Annotated in this window: 18 protein-coding genes and 2 pseudogenes; 7 read left to right on the top strand and 13 right to left on the bottom strand. The window is 66.0% G+C overall.

Going from position 1 to position 17,373, the window contains the following annotated elements; genetic code table 11:
* Positions 1–16: 16 nt before the first annotated feature.
* Both A5686_RS14245 and A5686_RS14240 read left to right on the top strand, forming a co-directional pair.
* A pseudogene (locus tag A5686_RS14245) lies at positions 17–1,600 on the top strand (pyruvate, phosphate dikinase); the annotation flags it as partial.
* The gene (locus A5686_RS14240) at positions 1,597–2,211 is read left to right on the top strand and encodes a hypothetical protein (RefSeq protein WP_067935115.1); all 615 of its coding nucleotides are present in this window, start codon (positions 1,597–1,599) and stop codon (positions 2,209–2,211) included. The pseudogene A5686_RS14245 and the gene A5686_RS14240, both read left to right, overlap by 4 nt.
* On the opposite strand, the gene A5686_RS14235 is transcribed toward A5686_RS14240, so the two are convergent.
* From A5686_RS14235 to A5686_RS14225, 3 genes are all read right to left on the bottom strand, one after another.
* Complete coding sequence (locus tag A5686_RS14235; RefSeq protein WP_067935113.1) at positions 2,212–3,438, bottom strand: WS/DGAT domain-containing protein; 1,227 nt, start codon at positions 3,436–3,438, stop codon at positions 2,212–2,214.
* 31 nt (positions 3,439–3,469) lie between these two features.
* Positions 3,470–4,378 carry an alpha/beta fold hydrolase gene (locus tag A5686_RS14230; RefSeq protein ID WP_067935391.1) on the bottom strand — a complete coding sequence of 303 codons (909 nt, stop codon included), beginning with the start codon at positions 4,376–4,378 and terminating at the stop codon, positions 3,470–3,472.
* A 108-nt stretch (positions 4,379–4,486) separates the two neighbouring features.
* Positions 4,487–4,963: a VOC family protein gene (locus A5686_RS14225; protein ID WP_067935112.1), complete on the bottom strand. Its 477-nt coding sequence runs from the start codon at positions 4,961–4,963 to the stop codon at positions 4,487–4,489.
* A gap of 122 nt (positions 4,964–5,085) precedes the next feature.
* Here A5686_RS14225 and A5686_RS14220 point away from each other — a divergent pair, with 122 nt between their 5' ends.
* Positions 5,086–5,949 (top strand): alpha/beta fold hydrolase, encoded by an 864-nt coding sequence (locus A5686_RS14220; protein WP_067935110.1) that lies wholly within the window; start codon positions 5,086–5,088, stop codon positions 5,947–5,949.
* A gap of 51 nt (positions 5,950–6,000) precedes the next feature.
* On the opposite strand, the gene gnd is transcribed toward A5686_RS14220, so the two are convergent.
* Both gnd and A5686_RS14210 read right to left on the bottom strand, forming a co-directional pair.
* The gene (gene gnd / locus A5686_RS14215; RefSeq protein WP_067935103.1) at positions 6,001–7,023 is read right to left on the bottom strand and encodes a phosphogluconate dehydrogenase (NAD(+)-dependent, decarboxylating); all 1,023 of its coding nucleotides are present in this window, start codon (positions 7,021–7,023) and stop codon (positions 6,001–6,003) included.
* A 13-nt stretch (positions 7,024–7,036) separates the two neighbouring features.
* Complete coding sequence (locus tag A5686_RS14210) at positions 7,037–8,446, bottom strand: glucose-6-phosphate dehydrogenase (RefSeq protein WP_067935099.1); 1,410 nt, start codon at positions 8,444–8,446, stop codon at positions 7,037–7,039.
* Between the two features lie 122 nt (positions 8,447–8,568).
* On the opposite strand from A5686_RS14210, the gene A5686_RS14205 reads away from it, so the two are divergent.
* Entirely contained in the window at positions 8,569–9,402 is an 834-nt protein-coding gene (locus A5686_RS14205; RefSeq protein WP_067935098.1) for an adenylate/guanylate cyclase domain-containing protein, read from the top strand.
* Here the strand turns inward: A5686_RS14205 and A5686_RS26675 are convergent.
* Positions 9,354–9,563, bottom strand: coding sequence for a hypothetical protein (locus A5686_RS26675; RefSeq protein ID WP_082947633.1), 210 nt, complete (start codon positions 9,561–9,563; stop codon positions 9,354–9,356). The two genes, A5686_RS14205 and A5686_RS26675, sit on opposite strands and share 49 nt — an antisense overlap.
* A 156-nt stretch (positions 9,564–9,719) precedes the next feature.
* On the opposite strand from A5686_RS26675, the gene A5686_RS14200 reads away from it, so the two are divergent.
* A complete protein-coding gene (locus A5686_RS14200; RefSeq protein WP_067935388.1) occupies positions 9,720–10,400 on the top strand; it encodes a guanylate cyclase in 681 nt (226 codons plus the stop codon).
* Positions 10,401–10,407: 7 nt separating this feature from the next.
* On the opposite strand, the gene A5686_RS14195 is transcribed toward A5686_RS14200, so the two are convergent.
* From A5686_RS14195 to A5686_RS27255, 6 genes and pseudogenes are all read right to left on the bottom strand, one after another.
* Complete coding sequence (locus A5686_RS14195) at positions 10,408–10,731, bottom strand: putative quinol monooxygenase (protein ID WP_067935096.1); 324 nt, start codon at positions 10,729–10,731, stop codon at positions 10,408–10,410.
* A gap of 377 nt (positions 10,732–11,108) precedes the next feature.
* Positions 11,109–11,669 (bottom strand): glycoside hydrolase, encoded by a 561-nt coding sequence (locus tag A5686_RS26670; RefSeq protein ID WP_082947632.1) that lies wholly within the window; start codon positions 11,667–11,669, stop codon positions 11,109–11,111.
* 195 nt (positions 11,670–11,864) lie between these two features.
* Positions 11,865–12,224, bottom strand: coding sequence for a hypothetical protein (locus A5686_RS28430; protein WP_082947631.1), 360 nt, complete (start codon positions 12,222–12,224; stop codon positions 11,865–11,867).
* 88 nt (positions 12,225–12,312) lie between these two features.
* A complete protein-coding gene (locus A5686_RS26660) occupies positions 12,313–12,696 on the bottom strand; it encodes a hypothetical protein (protein ID WP_082947630.1) in 384 nt (127 codons plus the stop codon).
* A gap of 66 nt (positions 12,697–12,762) precedes the next feature.
* Positions 12,763–13,165, bottom strand: a pseudogene (locus A5686_RS14185) (VOC family protein).
* Between the two features lie 102 nt (positions 13,166–13,267).
* Positions 13,268–13,861 carry a hypothetical protein gene (locus A5686_RS27255; protein ID WP_156750068.1) on the bottom strand — a complete coding sequence of 198 codons (594 nt, stop codon included), beginning with the start codon at positions 13,859–13,861 and terminating at the stop codon, positions 13,268–13,270.
* A 389-nt stretch (positions 13,862–14,250) separates the two neighbouring features.
* Between A5686_RS27255 and A5686_RS14175 the strand changes: the two genes are divergently transcribed.
* Complete coding sequence (locus A5686_RS14175; protein ID WP_067935382.1) at positions 14,251–14,868, top strand: methyltransferase domain-containing protein; 618 nt, start codon at positions 14,251–14,253, stop codon at positions 14,866–14,868.
* An 80-nt stretch (positions 14,869–14,948) separates the two neighbouring features.
* Here A5686_RS14175 and ychF read toward each other — a convergent pair whose 3' ends face one another.
* Positions 14,949–16,022 carry a redox-regulated ATPase YchF gene (gene ychF, locus A5686_RS14170; RefSeq protein WP_067935085.1) on the bottom strand — a complete coding sequence of 358 codons (1,074 nt, stop codon included), beginning with the start codon at positions 16,020–16,022 and terminating at the stop codon, positions 14,949–14,951.
* 142 nt (positions 16,023–16,164) lie between these two features.
* On the opposite strand from ychF, the gene A5686_RS14165 reads away from it, so the two are divergent.
* A complete protein-coding gene (locus A5686_RS14165) occupies positions 16,165–17,361 on the top strand; it encodes a DUF6542 domain-containing protein (protein WP_197520578.1) in 1,197 nt (398 codons plus the stop codon).
* The last annotated feature ends 12 nt before the right edge of the window (positions 17,362–17,373 follow it).

The following is a 17,373-nucleotide window of genomic DNA, read 5'->3' as shown; positions in this document are numbered from 1 at the left end:
CGCGCCTTTCAAGCACTCCGTGGTGTTGCTGGACGGCACGTCGAGCCACCCGCGGGAGCTACTGGGCAACAAGGGCCACGGCATCGAGGCGATGCGCCGGCGCAACCTGCCGGTGCCACCGGCCTTCTGCATCACCACCGCGGTGGGCCTGCGGTACCTCGCCGATCCCGCGGCGACCATGGACGCCATCTGGGACGACGTGCTCGAGAGGATGCGCTGGCTCCAGGGGCAGACCTCGCGCACGTTCGGGCGAGGCCCGCGCCCCCTGTTGGTCAGCGTGCGCTCCGGAGCCACCCAATCCATGCCAGGCATGATGGATACCATCCTGAACCTGGGCATCAACGATGCCGTCGAGCGCGCGCTCGCGGCGGGCGGTGACGCGGCGTTCGCCCACGACACTCGCCGCCGGTTCTCCGAAATGTATCGGCGCATCGTGGGCGTCGGGGAGCAAGAGTCGGTGCCGTCGGAACCGTACGCGCAGTTACGGGCCGGCATCGAAGCGGTGTTCGCCTCTTGGAATTCACCGCGCGCGGTCGCCTATCGCACCCACTACGGCATTGACGATCAGCACGGCACCGCCGTGGTCGTGCAGGCGATGGTGTTCGGCAATCACGGCCCCAATTCGGGTGCCGGGGCCTTCTTTTCACGCAATCCGATCACCGGCGATAACGAGCCGTTCGGCGAATGGCTGCCCGGTGGCCAGGGCGACGACGTGGTGTCGGGCTCGGTCGATGTCGAACCGATCGTTGCGTTGCGCGACGAGCAGCCCGCCGTCTACGACGAGCTGATCGATGCCGCCCGCACCTTGGAGCGGCTGGACTCGGACATACAAGAGATCGAGTTCACCGTCGAGGACGGCAACCTGTGGTTGCTGCAGACCCGGGCGGCGGAGCGTTCCGCGCAGGCGGCGGTGCGCTCGGCACTGCAGCTGCGACACGAGGGACTCATCGACGATGCGGAGACGTTGCGGCGGGTGACCCCCGCGCATGTGCAGACCCTGCTGCAACCCGCGCTGCAACCCGAAATACGTTTGGCGGCACCACTTTTAGCCAGGGGCCTGCCTGCATGCCCGGGGGTGGCCTCGGGCAGGGCATACACCGATGTCGACGAGGCGCTGCGCGCCGCCGACCGCGGCGAGCGGGTGATCCTGGTGCGCGACCACACGCGGCCCGAAGACGTGTCGGGCATGCTGGCTGCGCGGGGCATCGTCACCGAGGTCGGCGGCGCCTCCAGCCATGCGGCGGTAGTCAGCCGCGAATTGGGCCGGGTGGCGGTGGTGGGCTGCGGCCACGGAGTCGCCGCAGCGCTGGCCGGCAACGACATCACTGTCGACGGCGCCGAAGGCGAAGTGCGCGAAAGCAACCTGAGCCTGTCCGCGTGGGCTGAGGACGATACACCGGAACTGCGCGAGCTGGCCGACATCGCCCGGCGGATCAGTCCGCTGCGTGCACACTCCGCCGGCGAGCACGTGCGATTGGACGACAACTCAGAGGCCGCGGTGCGCGCCACGCTGGACGGCGGGCATGGGGACGTGATTTCGGCGACGCCCTTGATCGTGATTTTCACCGCGCTTCGCGTGACATCGGGGCCCGGTTCATGACTGAATTGGCGGTGCTGCAAGGTGTTCGGCTCAAGGGCCGGGTCAATCCCGCCGACCTCGCGGCGACGTTGGGCGCGGACCTTGGCGACATCACCCCCGTCATCGAGCAGTTGACCGCGGCGGGATTGCTGACCGAAGGCGCGACCTTGCGGATCACCGCTAGCGGCAGCGAAAGGCTCGCGGCGTTACTCGCCGAGGAGCGCGAGGATATCGACCCGGCCGTCATGGCTGCCGCCTACGACGACTTCCGCGCCGTCAATGCCGATTTCAAGCGTCTGGTGACGGATTGGCAGCTCAAGGGCGGACCCGACGGCGTTCCCAATGCCCACGACGACGCCGACTATGACGGCGCGGTGTTGGCCCGCCTCGACGACGTGCACGCCCGCACGATGCCGATCATCGCGGCCGCCGCCGCGCAACTGCCGCGGCTGAGCACCTACGCGGCGAAACTGGCTGCGGCACTGGACAAAGTGAGGGCGGGCGAGACAGTCTGGCTGACGCGGCCGTTGATCGACTCCTACCACACGGTGTGGTTCGAGCTGCACGAAGAGCTGATTGGTGCCGCCGGCCTGACCCGCGAGCAAGCGGCCAGAGCCGGCGATGCGCAATAGCTACAGCGCCGCGTCGATCAGCGCCAGGTAGGCATCGATGTCGGGCAGTGCTGACGCCGCCGCGTGCACGCTGATCGCGATGGTGTCACCGATGCCGTGCACCCCGTGGGTCAACCCCATCATCGGCGACAGCGCCGGGTATCCCGACGTCAGCACCACCCGGGCACCGCCGAAGCTCAGATCGGCCGGCCCCCGGTTCACGCTGGACACCACGGTGTTGCCCGACACCTGAGTCGCGCGCTCCTGCACATCGAATTGCCTAATGCCCCAACGCAGCAGCCCGGCCGGCACCGCCGCGAACGCACGGTCGGCGGCCAGGGTGGCCGGGTGCTGGAAACGGCACCGGCCGTTGGCCAAATCGGCCGCGATCCGCTCGGCGCGCGCGTCTGGCCCGAGGTTGGGATACAGCCCCACCACGACGTTGCCGAAGTGGTTGTGCGCCCGCGGATTACCGGGTTTGGCCATCGGAACCTCGGCACCCAGTGAATCGCATTGCTCACCAAGCAGATTGGACAGGGCCTGCGATACCGCGCCCAGCACGCCGACGGTGACAGTGGGACCCGGCAACTGCGAACGGTGTCGTACTAACGTACGTACCGCGCGGGCGCCCTCGGGTCGCGCATTCGTCGGCAGCAGCGGACGCGACCCGGCGCCGGGCGGCAGCAGACCCGCGCGGATGTCGCGCTCGCGCCGGCGATGGGCGCGAGCCGCCTGGGCGGCTCGCCAGGGCAGAAAACCCGGCCGTGGTTCGCGCACCTCGGGCACGGCGCCGGGCCGGCCGAACAGCCACGCCGCCATCGCCGCGGAGCGGGCGCCGTCGGCCAGCGCGTGTGCGACCTGCAGCACCGCGACGGTTCCCGCCGCGCTGACGCGTGGAATGCCCCGCACCGGGGTGAAGACGTGCAGACGCCAGGCCACCCGGCGGACGTCGAGTTGGTCGTCGGCAAGGCGGGCGACAGTCGCCAGAACGCCGTCCCAGCTGGGCTCGGCAAGCTCGTGGCTCACCACCTGCGACGGCGTGACATCCGTCGGTACCCACTGCGGGTAGCGCAACGGGCCAAGGTCCCGCACTCGCATGCTCAGTGCCGGCTCGGCGTTGGCCCGGCGGCAGAGTTGGAGGATGGTACGCGCGTAATCCTCCGGTTCACCGTCGAATGCATATAGCAGGAACTCGTCGCTGGGGATCTTGGCCGACATCCAGTAGAACTGCGCATCGACGGCAGCCATCCGGTGCCCCGACCCGGCCCGAGCCACGGCGTCAGCCGGGTGAGCCGATGAACCCGAGCACCAGGTCGGCGACCTTGTCGGGTTGTTCGAGCTGTAGGAAGTGGCCGGCGTGTTCGACGATGCCGACCTCACTGCCCGCCGGCAACACCTTTTCGGCCCAGCGTGCGAAAGCCGGTGTCATGCAACCGTCGTCGCGGCCGTGCAGGTACAGGCACGGCAGCACGGGTTCTTCCGTCCACAACTCGTTCAGTCGGGCATACTGCGCCGACGGTCGGGTGTTGCGAATGGTGGCGCGGTACGGGCCCAGCGCCGCTCGCCAGCTCGCAGGCGCTCCGATCGCGGCGTCGACGTGACGCAAGTCCTCGTCGGCGCGATAGCCGGGCGACCACCGCCGCCACAACAGGGGCACCACCCAGGACGCGGAACGCTCAGGCAGCCAAGGCAATTGGAAGTACATGATGTACCAGCTGCGAAACACCTGCCGCGCCACATGGGCGGCCAGCCTGCCGCGCTCGCCCGCACCACCGCCGCGCCGCCCGAAGGCCGCCAATGGCGGAACCGACATGATCACCGCCTTGGTGAACGGACTGTCGGGCATGGCGGCCAGGCCCGTTCCGGCGATCGCACCCCAGTCGTGGCCGATGATCACGTCGTCCTCGGTCCCGCCCGCCGCCGACCGCACCCGCAGCGCGTCGTCCATCAGCGCGCCCACCTGATAGCTGCCGTCGACCGGGATCGACGACGGCGCGTATCCGCGCATGAACGGCGCGACCACCCGCCACCCCGCCTCGGCGAGTCGGGGGGCGATCTTGCGCCAGCCGTAGGGCGTGTCGGGGAAGCCATGCAGACACAGCGCGATCGGACCGTCTTTCGGCCCCCAGGTGAGGGCCTTGAGGTCCCCCGCAGAGCCGGTCACGTCGATCCAGCCTGGTTCAGCCATGTCCACTCCCTGCTCGACGTCTCCGCAGGGATCAACCTAACCTGTGCGGCCCCACAACGCACCGACGCTGGTGGATGCAGAGTCAAACCGACGCTGTGAGAGCGGTTTTCACCGTTGCAGCGCGGCGGCTCGCTCCAGCTCGGCGATGACGATCTTGCGCATGCCATACATCGCGTTGGTAGCCGCCGCCGCCCGCGTGCGATCGGGATCGCTGATCAGTTCGTAGAGCCGGTCGGGGACGATTTGCCAGCTCATCCCGAAACGGTCTTTGAGCCAGCCGCATTGCGATTCTTCACCGCCGTCGGTCAGCCGCTCCCAGTAGTAGTCGACCTCGTCCTGGTCCTTGCAGTGGATCGTGAACGACACCGCTTCGGTGAATTGGAAGTGCGGACCGCCGTTGATCCCGATGAACCGGGTGCCGTCCAGCACGAAGCTGCCGGACAGGACCGTGCCGGGTTCGCCGGGCCCGGCGTCGGTGGTCTGGTTGAAACCCTCGATGTGGGAGTTGGGAAACACCGAGGTGTAGAACCTGGCGGCCTCCTCCAGGTTGTCGTCGAACCACAACGACGGGGTGATCGATGGCATGTCCGGGGCCTCCTTGACGGCTCGTGGGTCTCTGCCCTTGATAGACCCCGTGACCGACGAAAACTCACCGGGTCGTCCACCCGCGGCACAGTTCTTAACCGGCCTATGTAACGTCAGTTCGCATGAGCACCGTCAGCAGCAGCCCCGAGACGGTTGAGTTTGCCGGCGTCAAGGGACTCACCCTGGTCGCGGACGAGTGGAATCGCGGCTCCGACGGCGCCGGACGACCGAGCATTCTGATGTTGCACGGAGGCGGCCAGAACCGGTTTTCCTGGAAAAACACCGGCCAGACACTGGCCGATGAGGGCCTGCATGTGGTGGCGCTGGATTCGCGGGGACACGGCGACAGCGCACGCTCGCCCGACGGCGACTATGAAATCGAGACGCTGACGGCCGATGTCATGCGGGTGCTGGACACGATCGGGCGGCCCGTGACGATCATCGGGGCCAGCATGGGCGGGCTGACCGGCATTCTCGCCGCTCACCGAGCCGGTCCCGCGAAGGTGACCCGGTTGGTGCTCGTCGACGTGGTCCCCCGATTCGAAAAGGGCGGCAGCGCCCGCATCCGCGAATTCATGATCAGCGGACTCGACGGCTTCGAGTCGCTGGAGCAGGCCGCCGACGCCGTCGCCTCCTACCTGCCCTACCGAAGCAAGCCGCGCAGTCCCGAGGGGCTGAAGAAGAACCTGCGCCTGCGCGACGGCCGCTGGTATTGGCATTGGGACCCCGCGTTCATGACCAAGCCCGGCGACGATCCCGAACTGCGCACCGAGAGCTTCGAACAGGCCGCCAAGAACCTGAGGATCCCGGTGTTGCTGATCCGCGGCAAGCTGTCCGACGTGGTGAGCCCCGAAGGCGTTCGGCACTTCCTGGCCACCGTGCCGCGCGCCGAATTCGTCGAGCTGTCCAACGCAGGGCACACCGCGGCCGGTGACGACAACGACGCGTTCAGCGACGCGGTGGTCGCATTCGTCAACCGCCGCTAGCTGATCGCGGCGAGCCACTTCGCCCGGCGCCGCCGCTCTCGCGATCGCCGGTTAGTTAGCCGGCTTCTCCGCGTGCCCGCCGAATTGCTTGCGCATCGCCGAGAGCGCCTTGTTGGCGAAGTCGTCCAGTGAACGCGAGGCGAAGCGGGACTGCAGCGCGGTGGTCAGCACCGGCGACGGGACGCCCTCGTCGATTGCCGCGATGGCGGTCCACCGGCCCTCCCCGGAGTCCGAGACCCGGCCGGAGAACTCCTTGAGGTCGGGCGAGTCGTGCAGCGCGATCGCCGTCAGGTCCAGGAGCCAAGAGCCGATGACGCTGCCGCGCCGCCACACCTCGGCGACCTCTGGAATGTCGAAGTCGTACTGGTAGAACTCGGGGTGCTCGAGCGGCGCGGTTTCGGCGTCACTTTCCTGCATGTGCTTGCCGATGTCGGCATTGCGCAGGATGTTCAGCCCCTCGGCCAGCGAGGCCATCATTCCGTACTCGATGCCGTTGTGCACCATCTTGACGAAATGTCCGGCGCCGGAGGGTCCGCAGTGGAGGTAACCCTGCTCCGACCGCGCGACCTCGCCGTCGCGACCCGGCGTGCGGGCCGCGGCGTCGACGCCCGGTGCGACGGTGGCGAAGATCGGTTCGGCGTGCAGGAAGGCCTCGTCGTCGCCGCCGATCATCAGGCAGTAACCGCGTTCCCGGCCCCACACACCGCCGCTGGTGCCGCAATCGAGTAGGTGAATGCCCTTCTCCGACAGGGTTTTCGCGTGGCGGATGTCGTCGCGGTAGTAGGAGTTGCCACCGTCGATGACGATGTCGCCCGATTCCAGCGTCTTGGCCAGTTCCTCGATGACACCCGTCGTGATGGTTCCCGCCGGCACCATGACCCAGACGACCCGCGGTGCCGTCAGCTTCTCGGCGAGCTCCCGCAGCGAGCCGACTCCGGTGGTTTTCTCCTCCCCCGCCATCGCCTTGACCGCGTCGGGGTTGTGGTCGTAGACCACGCATTCGTGTCCGCCCTTTGCGACGCGGCGCACGATGTTCGCGCCCATCCGGCCGAGGCCGATCATCCCAAGCTGCATCGTGCCAGTCTCCTTACTGTTCGCTCGGCTTGCTAGGCGGCAGCCACGGCTCGTGCCAGCTGTGGTGGCCGCGCACCAGCGCTTGTGCGGCATCGGGTCCCCACGAGCCCTGGTCGTAATGGTGAATACGTCCCGGCTTATCCAGCACGGGCTGCACGATGCGCCACGTCTCCTCGATGGCATCTTCGCGGGCGAACAACTGGTGATCGCCGTTGAACGCGGCGTAGAGCAACCGCTCGTAAGGCCGGACCGGTTCGCCGAGATCTTCGGCGAACGACGAATCCAAGTGGACGTCGTGCCATGAATCGCGGGCCTGGGCGGACAACTGCAGCCGCATCCCGGGATCCGGGTCGATGCGCAGCACTATCTGGTTGCACTCGGGCGGCCGCCGGTTGGGCAGGAATGAAAAGCCCGGGACGTGGTGCAGGAACATCCGGACCTCGGTTACCTTCTCCGGCAACGCCTTTCCGGCCCGCAAAAAGATCGGCACACCGGCCCAGCGCCAATTGTCGATCTCGGTGCGCAACGCGATATAGGTCTCGGTGGTGGAATCCTTGGCCACACCGGCCACCTCGGTGTAGCCGCGGTACTGCCCGCGGACGCAACGTTGCGGGTCCAGCGCGGGCATCGCTCGGAAAACCTCGGCTTTCTTGTCATTCAGGTCGTCGGCCCCCGCGCCCACCGGGGGCTCCATGGCGACCAGTGCAAGCACCTGCAGCAGGTGGTTTTGCACGACATCGCGAAGTGTGCCCACGGCGTCGTAGAACTTCCCGCGGTCCTCGATGCCGAAGTCCTCGGCCATGGTGATGTGGATCTCGGAAATGCTGTCGCGGTCCCACAGCTTGGCGAGCGCCTGGTTGGCGAACCGTAGGTACTGCAATTCTTCGACGGGCTGTTTGCCCAAAAAGTGGTCCACACGCAAGATTTGGTCTTCGTCGAGCACAGCGCGCAGGCGCTCGTTGAGATCGCGGGCCGAGGCCAGGTCATGGCCGAACGGCTTCTCCACGGCGACCCGGGCGCGCTCCAGCAGGTCGGCTTTCGCGAGGTTCTCCACGATGGGCGCGAATAAGGCCGGCGGCATTTCCAGGTAGTAGAGCGGGTGGGAACCCGAAGGGATCTTCTTGGCGAGCTGCTTGTAGAGACCGGCGTCGGTGACGTCGCCGTGCAGGTAAGACAGCCGGTTCGCCAGGCGGTCGAACACGGCCTCGTCGAACGCCTCGCCCGATGCCTTGATGGCGTCGCGTGCCCGCTCCTGCAGCTGCTCGATCGTGAGGTCGTCACTGGCCACCCCCACGATCGGGTGATCCAGCATGTCGCGGCGCTCGAGCCGGTACAACGCCCGGAATGTCATCTTCCGCGCCAAATCACCGGTGATTCCGAAGATCACCAGCAGGTCAGATGGGTTACTGTCGTCCTCGACCAAAACCGCTCCTCCCGAAAGTCACCCGATCCGGGCTCACTTGAGATCACTACCCGCGGCTGGCGGAGTCAACACTAGACACTGCCGATAGGGCCGACAACCTGGGTGGACCCGGCCTTGAAAGGATGACCGGCATGGCTGACGCGCTGCACCTCACGGTCTACATCCTGGCCGGAATTGCCGCGATCGAAGGCGTCGCGCTGATCGTCCTGTGGCGGTTGCTCGTGCGTAGTCAGCAAGAGCTCGACGAGATGCGACAGCGGGCCGACGCCCGCACTCAGTTGCTGTCGGGGGGCCGCGAGGCCGTCAAACGGGTCTGGAACACCGCCAACCTGATGCGCAAGGAAGGTTTCGGCGCGGTGGTGCGCAGCAGCATCGAAGATCTGGCGGACTGGGCCGAAGTGGAGCGACCCGACCTCGCCCGCGTCACCCCGGACGGCCGGGTGGTCATCTTGTTCTCCGACATCGAGGAGTCCACCAAACTCAACGAGAAGATCGGTGACCGGGCCTGGGTCAAGCTGATCAGCTCGCACGACAAGCTGGTCTCGGATCTGGTGCAGCGACGCTCCGGTCACGTGGTGAAGAGTCAGGGCGACGGATTCATGATCGCGTTCGCTCGCGCCGAACAAGCGGTGCGGTGCGGTATCGATCTGCAGGACGCGTTGCGCAGGGATGCGAATCGCAAGCGGCGCGAGGAGATTCGAGTGCGGATCGGCATCCACATGGGACGTTCGGTGCGTCGTGGCGATGACCTGTTCGGCCGCAACGTCGCAATGGCGGCACGCGTCGCCGCACAGGCGGTCGGCGGCCAGATTCTGGTGAGTCAGCCGGTGCGAGACGCGCTTTCCGATTGCGATGGCATCCGGTTCGACGACGGCCGCAATGTGGAGCTGAAGGGCTTTTCGGGCACCTATCGGTTGTTCGCCGTCCAGGCCCCGGCCGATCCAGAATCGGGCTGAGCCCCTTCCCCGTTGTATTCGGCCAACCGCTGATGCAGGCGATCGCGGACCTCGTCTGGGGTGTATGCACGCCGTTTGCGTTGGTCGCGAACAACCAGCACACCGCCGGCAACGACGCCGGCCGCACCGGCCAGTCCCAACCACTTCCACACATTGCGCATAAAACCAGGCTATGCGCCGCCGAGTCGTTATGCCCCGGTTGTGGTTGACTTGTGTGCCCGAGAAGTACGGCAACGCATCATGCTCGACGTACCGCCGGGGTCATATTGGCGACGAACATCGGCGAAAGCGGCAGCGGCGAACGGACTTACACGACGATGCTCACCTTGAACCAAGCGCTCGAAGAGACCCGGACCGGTGATCTGTGGCTGTTTCGCGGGGGTTCCGGACCCGACCGCGCCATCCAAACGTTGACCAACAGCCCGGTGAACCACGTCGGCATGACCGTGGCGATCGACGACTTGCCGCCGTTGATCTGGCACGCCGAACTGGGTGACAAGCTTATCGATCTGTGGACGGGAACGAATCATCGTGGCGTGCAACTCAACGATCTTGCGCAATCCGTGTTGCATTGGTCACAGCGCTACCATCAGCGGTGCTGGCTACGCCAGCTCACTCCACCGGCCAATCGCGAGCAAGAAAACAAGCTGCTGCGCGTCATCGCCCGGATGGACGGCACCGCGTTCCCCACCACCATGCGCCTGACCGGCCGGTGGCTGCGTGGCCGGCTGCCGAACGCCTACGACTGGTTGCGAGGAATCCCCTTGGTGGACACGAAAGTTCGCGAGTCGACGGAGCGACGCAAAGAGCGCCAGCGACTCGGCCTGGAAGCGGCGTACTGCGCGGAGACGGTGGCAATCACCTACGAGGAGATGGGTTTGCTCACCACGGAGAAGTACTACAACTACTTCGACCCGGGATCGTTCTGGAGCGGTGACAAGCTTCCGCTGACACCGGGCTACGCCCTGGGCGACGAGATCGAGATTGCGATCGGCTAGCCGAGGGCTAGTAAATCGCCAATTCGCCCATCTCCGACCAGCCCGTGGCATCGATGGTCTGGTTGATGATCTTGGGCGTGGACTTCAGCGCCTGCGGAAGCTCTTGCATCGCCCGCTTGAAATGGTCGCTGTTGACGTGGATGCCGCCCGCCTCATCGTCGCGGAACGCTTCTACCAAGACGTACTCAGCCGGATTGTCCAGGCTGCGCGCCCACTCGAACCACAGGTTTCCTTCCTCGGCGCGGGTCGCCGCGGTGAACGATGCGACGAGTTCTTGCCAGCGGTCGCTCCACTCGGGTTTGGTCTCGAACTTGACGACGATGAAGATCATTGCGCCCCCGCCTCGGTTCGCTGCTTAAGTTACGCCCGCCCGATCTCGGCGGGCAGCGCCAGCCTATCCGGCCCGCGGTGGGCGCCGCGGCAGCCTCCAGCGGCCAGCACGCCGGACGTAGTTTGCTTGGGTAAAGGTTAGAGCAAAGTGTGCCTATGCGTCACAAAATGACGCATAGGCACACTTAGGCCGTACCATAATTCCCGCGTTAGTGATGTAGCTCACAATCTAGTGGTCTGCGGCGGTATCTCACTATTCCGCGGAATGTCGGGATCGGCGCGACCCACAGCACAGAAAAACCTTTCCATTCTTGCGTGCAGTCCGCGCTCTGTTTGTTACAGATTCGCAATTCCCAGCACTGACGGAATAAAGGTATGTCAGACGCCCGGCGCAGGCGGGTCCGCAGGAGCCTGAGCGTCGATCAAAACGGCCGGCGGTGGCGGCGGGAGGTCCGGCGCCGGCGGCGACGGAGCATCCGGCGGGGGCGGCGGAGCATCCGGCGGGGGCGGCGGAGCATCCGGCGCCAGCGGAGGCGGCGCATCCGGCGGGGGCGGCCCGCCTTCGTCCGGTGCCACCGGAAGGAACATGTGGTGAGTGAATCCGGCCTGGTAGGCACCCGCACCACCGATGTGCACTCCGCCACGCTCTCCGCTGGAGACAGAAGTTCCATCCGGCAGTGTCACCGCGGTGTGGCCACCGTTCCAACCGATGACTACTGCATTGGGGGCGGTTCCGTATTGGAAGCCGCGCGCCAGCAATGCACCCTCTTCGTTTCCTGTGTTGAATCGACTACCAAAAACGGGCCTGTCAGTCGCTGCATTCGCAATCCACGACGCAAGACCCGAACAATCGGTACCGGCGGGAGAATCTCCACCGGAAATATACGGCGTGCCGGAGACCTGGCTGATCAACGACATCAATGTTGCAATAACGACCATGGGCAGCGAGGTTAGCAATACCAATTATCGCGAACCAAAATTTGTGGCGCACGTCATTCTCCTGGCAGCCAATGATTTGCGCCGCACATGAAGCAAACTGATTACGCATCGATATATTTTCCGCGGCAGCATACACGCGCTTCAGCGATGCCGGAGATTGTCGCTCTCCGGGAGCGCTGCCCAGCGGTTACCCGACTAAGCGGGGTCGCTCCCACGTTCGCTTCGCGCCGTCTCACGGTCGACGTCGGCCTGCTCCCGCTTCGCGCGGGCCCGCAGACGCTTTCCCCGTTCGTCCGCGCGGCGCAGCCGCTCACGTTCGCGCTCCGCGGCCGTGCCCTCGCGTTCGTCCGCGCGCTTCTCTCGGTCGTCGGCCGCCCGTTCGCGGTCGTCTGCAATTTGGTCGCGCTGGTCAGCGATCCGATCTCTTCTGCCCGCCTGGAATTCGCGTCGCCTGAGGTCGGCCTCGTGGTGGGCGAGCGCTTCTTCCCGCTGATCGAGCGCGCGAGCCTGCCGTTCCAGCCCAGCGAACGATTCGGGGCGGTCCTCGGCGGCCACAGCTCACCCTAGCGCGGGGCGGCCAGCCCTTTCGACCCGTCAAAGGCCGCTGTTCGCTGCCTAGTTGCTGGGAATCACCGATCTTCGGTCAGATCGGAGTCCATACTCCGTTGTTCCAGATTCCCCAGTTACCGGCGCCGGTCGGATTCCACATCATTTGCGCCCCTGGCGCCCAGGCCGGTTGTGGTGGCTGCGGCGGAGCCCATGCCGGCGGAGGTCCCCAGGGCCCCCACCCCGCCGGGCCGGACGGGCCGCCCGGGTGTTGCCAGTCGTGGCACTGATTCCAATCCCAGTCCGAGACTTTCCCCCACGCCGGGTTCCACGGGTCACCCGGGCACCAGTGACCGGTAGGCGGCAGGGCCGGGGCCGCTTGTGCGACGACGCCGCCGGTTAGACCGAGAGCAGAGAGCGCCAGCGCGCCGCGCACCATCGCGCTCGTTGACCACCGCACCGCCCGCTTTCCAGTCGCCATCTCCTAAGAATTTCCCTCGCCGATGATCCCGGCAAGTAGCAATTCGGATTGGACGTCGCCGCGCCGTCACACGCCGAACTTGGCCCGCGCCTCTTTGGTCACCGGAGTGAACAGGTTGACCAGGTTGCCATCCGGATCCCGGAACAACAACGCGCGGTTCCCCCAGGGCATCGTCGTCGGCGGCGTCACCACTTCGCCCACGTGTTGGCGGAGCCGCTCGTATTCGGCGTCCACGTCCTCGACGATGAACTCCAAGATGGCGCTTCGGTTGGCTGCCGCTTCGGCGGAGCCGTCTCCAAACAGCGGGACGGTCGGTCTCGTCGCTGCCGATTGCCAGTGTGCCGACCGGGGTGGGGATCTCGGCGAACAACTCGTTTCCCCACGCCGCAGAGATTCCGGTGACCATCTCGTAGAAGCCGACGAGCCGCCTGACGTCGGACGTGATGATTCGGGTCGAAATGAACTTCATGCGATCTCCTCGGTGTCTGAGCACCGAATGCTAAATACCGCCACCGACAAGGGCGCCCGAGAAGAGTTCTACCGCGGCCAGTTCGTCGGCCGGCCGGTCTGCTTAGGCCGCGTCGTCAGTGGGCGATGCCTGGGCGCTGCCATCACTTATCAGATCTTGGGTGGCGGCCGTGAGATACACCCAGCGGCGGCGGATGGCCTCGGCTTGAGCGGCGCGATGTCGGTCGGCTGCTTGTCGATGTGCTGCCGCGTCTCCTATCCCCAGGCGAGCCGCTTGCTCGTGAACTTTGGCGGCCCGGTTGTGCGCGTCGGCCGCGAAGAGTAGTGCACGGACCGTCTTGCTCTGTCGCGCCTTGAGGCGGTTTTCCAGGTTATCGACGGACTGCACCGCATCGCTGTCGCCAGCGGCCGGGACCGGGAGAGACTCGACTGGATGGTCTTTTGGTGGCGCTTCAGCGCGGTCACCCATCCCCGGCATCGACCCGTCAGCACGGCTGCTCTTATGCGTTTGCTTCGGAACTCCCCCGAGTTGCCGTTGCAGCAATCTTGCTCGAAGGGATGACCGGATCGCAGCGAACGATAAGTCTTCGGCGGTCGCCCTGAGTAATCCGGAAACGATGCACTCGAATGCGAGAACGTTGAGCAATTGCTCGCGTTGAGCTATCGCCCGACGCCACGTATCGGCGTCCTCAGCCACAGGACCTTCCCTTCAGGGTCTGGATGCCGGCACGCCTATTGCTCAAGCGATACTGATTCGTTTGTCGGCGGAAGTGTCCGCTGGGGCGCTGGCTAGCAGCGTCTCGGGTAGATCGGCTTGCGTTTGACGGGCTTCAACCAATCCTGCGAGCCCGTTGCCACACTCAAAGCTACGCCGTCGAGACGATGGCACGATCCCTTGGCAACGTCGCCCTTTCGTTTACCGGGAGTGCGCTTCGTTTGCTGGCTGCACACGCACGAGACGATAGACGATATTCTTCCGCCAACCGGACATCCTCGTCGCCGACCCTCCCGCCACTTCATCTAGAAAGCCGGGCCGCATCAGCATCCGTGCTCTACGGTCGTGAGGTGGGGGTCCGGGACGCGGTCATGGCGGGTATTGCTAAACAGCTCGGTCATCCGAGTGGCTTGCGCGGCCGGCTGGTTGGCGCGGCGCTCAATCGGGGTAACCGGCGCTTCGTGAGCGCCGCCGCGCGGGCGCTACAACCCAGTGAAGCATCGGCGGTGGCCGATGTCGGATTCGGTGGCGCAGTGGGGCTGAAATTCCTGCTTGACAGTGTCGGTCCGTCGGGCAGTGTTCATGGTGTCGAGGTGTCGGAGACGATGCTCAGCCAGGCCGCATGGCGCTACCGCCGCGACATCGCAACCGGGCGGCTGTCGTTGTATTCCGGGTCCATGACGCAGTTGCCGTTCCCCGATGGGGCATTGGACGGCGTCCTTACGGTCAATACCATCTACTTCGTCGCGGAGCTCGACAAGGCGTTCACGGAGCTTGCCAGGGTGTTAAACAGCCGGGGTCGACTCGTCATCGGACTGGCCGACCCCAATGTGATGGCAAAACTACCATTCACGGGACACGGCTTTCACCTCCGTCCGGTGCCAGACGTGATCGACACGCTGCGCAGCACCGGCCTTACAGTCGAGCACCGTCAGATCAGTGAAGACGCCAACGCATCGCACCTGCTGATCGCTCACGCCGTCGCGTGAAACGTCGCGACCGAGTGCGGGACCTCGATCGAGGGCGACTTTCGGCTTCGATCGAAAGGGACCGCCCGACTTTGATGGGCCTAGACGTTGAAACGAAACTCCACCACGTCGCCGTCGGCCATGACGTAATCCTTACCCTCCATGCGGACCTTGCCGGCGGCCTTGGCCGCCGCCATCGAGCCCGCGGCCACCAGGTCGTCGTAGGAAACGATTTCGGCCTTGATAAAGCCCTTTTCGAAATCGGTGTGGATCACCCCGGCGGCCTTTGGTGCGGTGTCGCCCTGGTGAATCACCCACGCGCGCGCCTCTTTTGGGCCCGCCGTTAGATAGGTCTGCAGCTTGAGTGTATGAAAACCGGCCCGCGCCAACGCATCTAGCCCACGCTCGGTTTGGCCGATGGACTCCAGCAGCTCGGCAGCCGACAGGTCGTCCAGCTCCTGCAGTTCGGCCTCGATCTTCGCGTCGAGGAACACCGCGTCGGCTGGTGCGACCATCGCGGACAGCTCGGCCTTGCGGGCATCGTCGGTCAGCACGGATTCGTCAGCATTGAACACGTAGAGAAACGGCTTGGTAGTCATCAAGTTCAGCTCGCGCAGTAGTGACACATCGGCACCGGCCGCGAAGAGCGTCTTACCCGAGTTCAGCACCGCCTCGGCGGCGAGGGCCGCCTCGTGTACGGGCTTGCGGTCCTTAATGTTGCGGGCCTCTTTCTCCAGCCGCGGGACGGCCCTCTCCAAGGTCTGCATGTCCGCCAGGATCAACTCGGTCTCGATCACCTCGATATCGGAAGCCGGGTCGACCTTGCCATCGACGTGCACGACGTCGTCGTCGGAGAAGACCCGCACCACTTGGCAGATCGCGTCACACTCGCGGATGTTGGCCAGGAACTTGTTGCCCAGCCCGGCGCCCTCGGAGGCACCTTTCACGATGCCGGCGATGTCGACGAACGTCACCGGCGCCGGCACGATCTTCTCGGAACCGAACATCTCCGCCAGCTTGTCGAGCCGGGGATCGGGCAGCGGCACGACGCCCTCGTTGGGCTCGATTGTCGCGAACGGATAGTTGGCCGCCACCACGTTGTTGCGGGTCAGCGCGTTGAACAAGGTCGACTTGCCGACGTTGGGCAAACCCACTATTCCCAGGCTCAGGCTCACGGGAAACCAAGTCTAGGGGTCTTGGCGGCCGGCGGCGCCGCGGACCATTCGTCATCGCCGACCGTGCGCCCCGGCATGGCGCGCCCACTATCCCTACGAGGTATTTACGGGCCTTTCGGCCCATTCCCGGTACGGTCTACATGTGTCAGCACAGCGGGCAAGTTCGACGGTGGAGGGTGCCCACCGTTCGATCCACCCAAATATCCCAGGCGTCCCCTGGTACGCCGCGCTGCTTATCGCCGTGACCGCAACTGCTATCGGCTACGGAATCGACGCTGGTCACAAGGAACTGACCCATGTCTTCGCCGGCTTCTATATCGTCGGCTGCGTGGCGGCCGTGCTGGCGGTGCGCCAGGACGGCATCTTCACCACGATCATCCAGCCGCCCCTGATCCTCTTCGCGGCGGTCCCGGGCGCCTATTGGTTGTTCCACGACGCCAAGGTCGGCCGCCTCAAAGACCTGCTGATCAACTGCGGCTACCCGCTGATCGAGCGCTTCCCGCTGATGCTGGGGACTGCCGGCGGCGTGCTGGCGATCGGGCTGGCGCGCTGGTATTTCGGAAACGCTTACAAAAAAGGCACCGCGGCGAACGCGTCCGAGGCCACGCCGGGGGCCGCCAGTGTCGACGTCAAGTCCTTCTTCAACGGCATCGTCGCCAAAGCGCAATCGGTGCTGCAGTCCGACGCCGACGCGTCCGACGCCGACGACAGTGCCGGTTCCCGCCGCGGCCGCACGTCGGGCTCCTCGTCGAGAACCCGCCGCACGACACGCACCACTCACTCCGCCACGCGTTCGGCCCGCAGCCGCTCCCGGCATGCACGCGAGTCTTTGACCGAGGCGTCCGGACCGCCCGAGCGGCCCGAGCGTCCGCGGCGCAGCACCCGGCGCAGCGCCGCGTCGGCGCGCGATTACGACGCCACCGAGCCGCCCCGGCGGTCGCGCCGCAGGCCCCGCCCGGATGCCGATCCCGATCCGCGTGGCCAATCGTCCCGGGAAGCTCGTCGCGAACCGCGCACGCGTCGCAATCCCTACGAGCGGCCCACACCGCGGAGCAGCCGTTTCGATGGTTTCGAGCCCTACGGCGACCGGTATGACCCGCCTAGCGGCACGAATTACGGGAGCCGCTACGACCGCCGCGAGCCGAACGAGCCGCCCTATGAGCCGAGGCGCCGGCGGCCCCCGTCAAGCGGCTCCAACGGGACCCATCACCCCATCTCCCAGGTCCGCTACCGCGACGCGGGCCCGCAAGAGCCGCCGCGCGAGCCGCACACCGAGCGCCGCAGCCGCTCACGGACACCCGGATGGTCGCCGGCGGATTCTTGGGAGTACGACGTCTGAGGCGCTGCGCGC

Source organism: Mycobacterium sp. E2479 (assembly GCF_001667925.1).
Lineage (GTDB): Bacteria > Actinomycetota > Actinomycetes > Mycobacteriales > Mycobacteriaceae > Mycobacterium.
Note: the sequence above shows the minus strand (reverse complement) of the source record. Positions and strands in the feature narration are given on the sequence as shown.

Coding starts and splice junctions, on each gene's coding strand:
- A5686_RS14240 (WP_067935115.1), top strand. CDS start 1,597: ATGACTGAATTGGCGGTGCTGCAAGGTGTTCGGCTCAAGGGCCGGGTC.
- A5686_RS14235 (WP_067935113.1), bottom strand. CDS start 3,438: ATGGCTGCCGTCGATGCGCAGTTCTACTGGATGTCGGCCAAGATCCCC.
- A5686_RS14230 (WP_067935391.1), bottom strand. CDS start 4,378: ATGGCTGAACCAGGCTGGATCGACGTGACCGGCTCTGCGGGGGACCTC.
- A5686_RS14225 (WP_067935112.1), bottom strand. CDS start 4,963: ATGCCATCGATCACCCCGTCGTTGTGGTTCGACGACAACCTGGAGGAG.
- A5686_RS14220 (WP_067935110.1), top strand. CDS start 5,086: ATGAGCACCGTCAGCAGCAGCCCCGAGACGGTTGAGTTTGCCGGCGTC.
- gnd (WP_067935103.1), bottom strand. CDS start 7,023: ATGCAGCTTGGGATGATCGGCCTCGGCCGGATGGGCGCGAACATCGTG.
- A5686_RS14205 (WP_067935098.1), top strand. CDS start 8,569: ATGACCGGCATGGCTGACGCGCTGCACCTCACGGTCTACATCCTGGCC.
- A5686_RS26675 (WP_082947633.1), bottom strand. CDS start 9,563: ATGCGCAATGTGTGGAAGTGGTTGGGACTGGCCGGTGCGGCCGGCGTC.
- A5686_RS14200 (WP_067935388.1), top strand. CDS start 9,720: ATGCTCACCTTGAACCAAGCGCTCGAAGAGACCCGGACCGGTGATCTG.
- A5686_RS14195 (WP_067935096.1), bottom strand. CDS start 10,731: ATGATCTTCATCGTCGTCAAGTTCGAGACCAAACCCGAGTGGAGCGAC.
- A5686_RS26670 (WP_082947632.1), bottom strand. CDS start 11,669: ATGGTCGTTATTGCAACATTGATGTCGTTGATCAGCCAGGTCTCCGGC.
- A5686_RS26660 (WP_082947630.1), bottom strand. CDS start 12,696: ATGGCGACTGGAAAGCGGGCGGTGCGGTGGTCAACGAGCGCGATGGTG.
- A5686_RS14175 (WP_067935382.1), top strand. CDS start 14,251: ATGGCGGGTATTGCTAAACAGCTCGGTCATCCGAGTGGCTTGCGCGGC.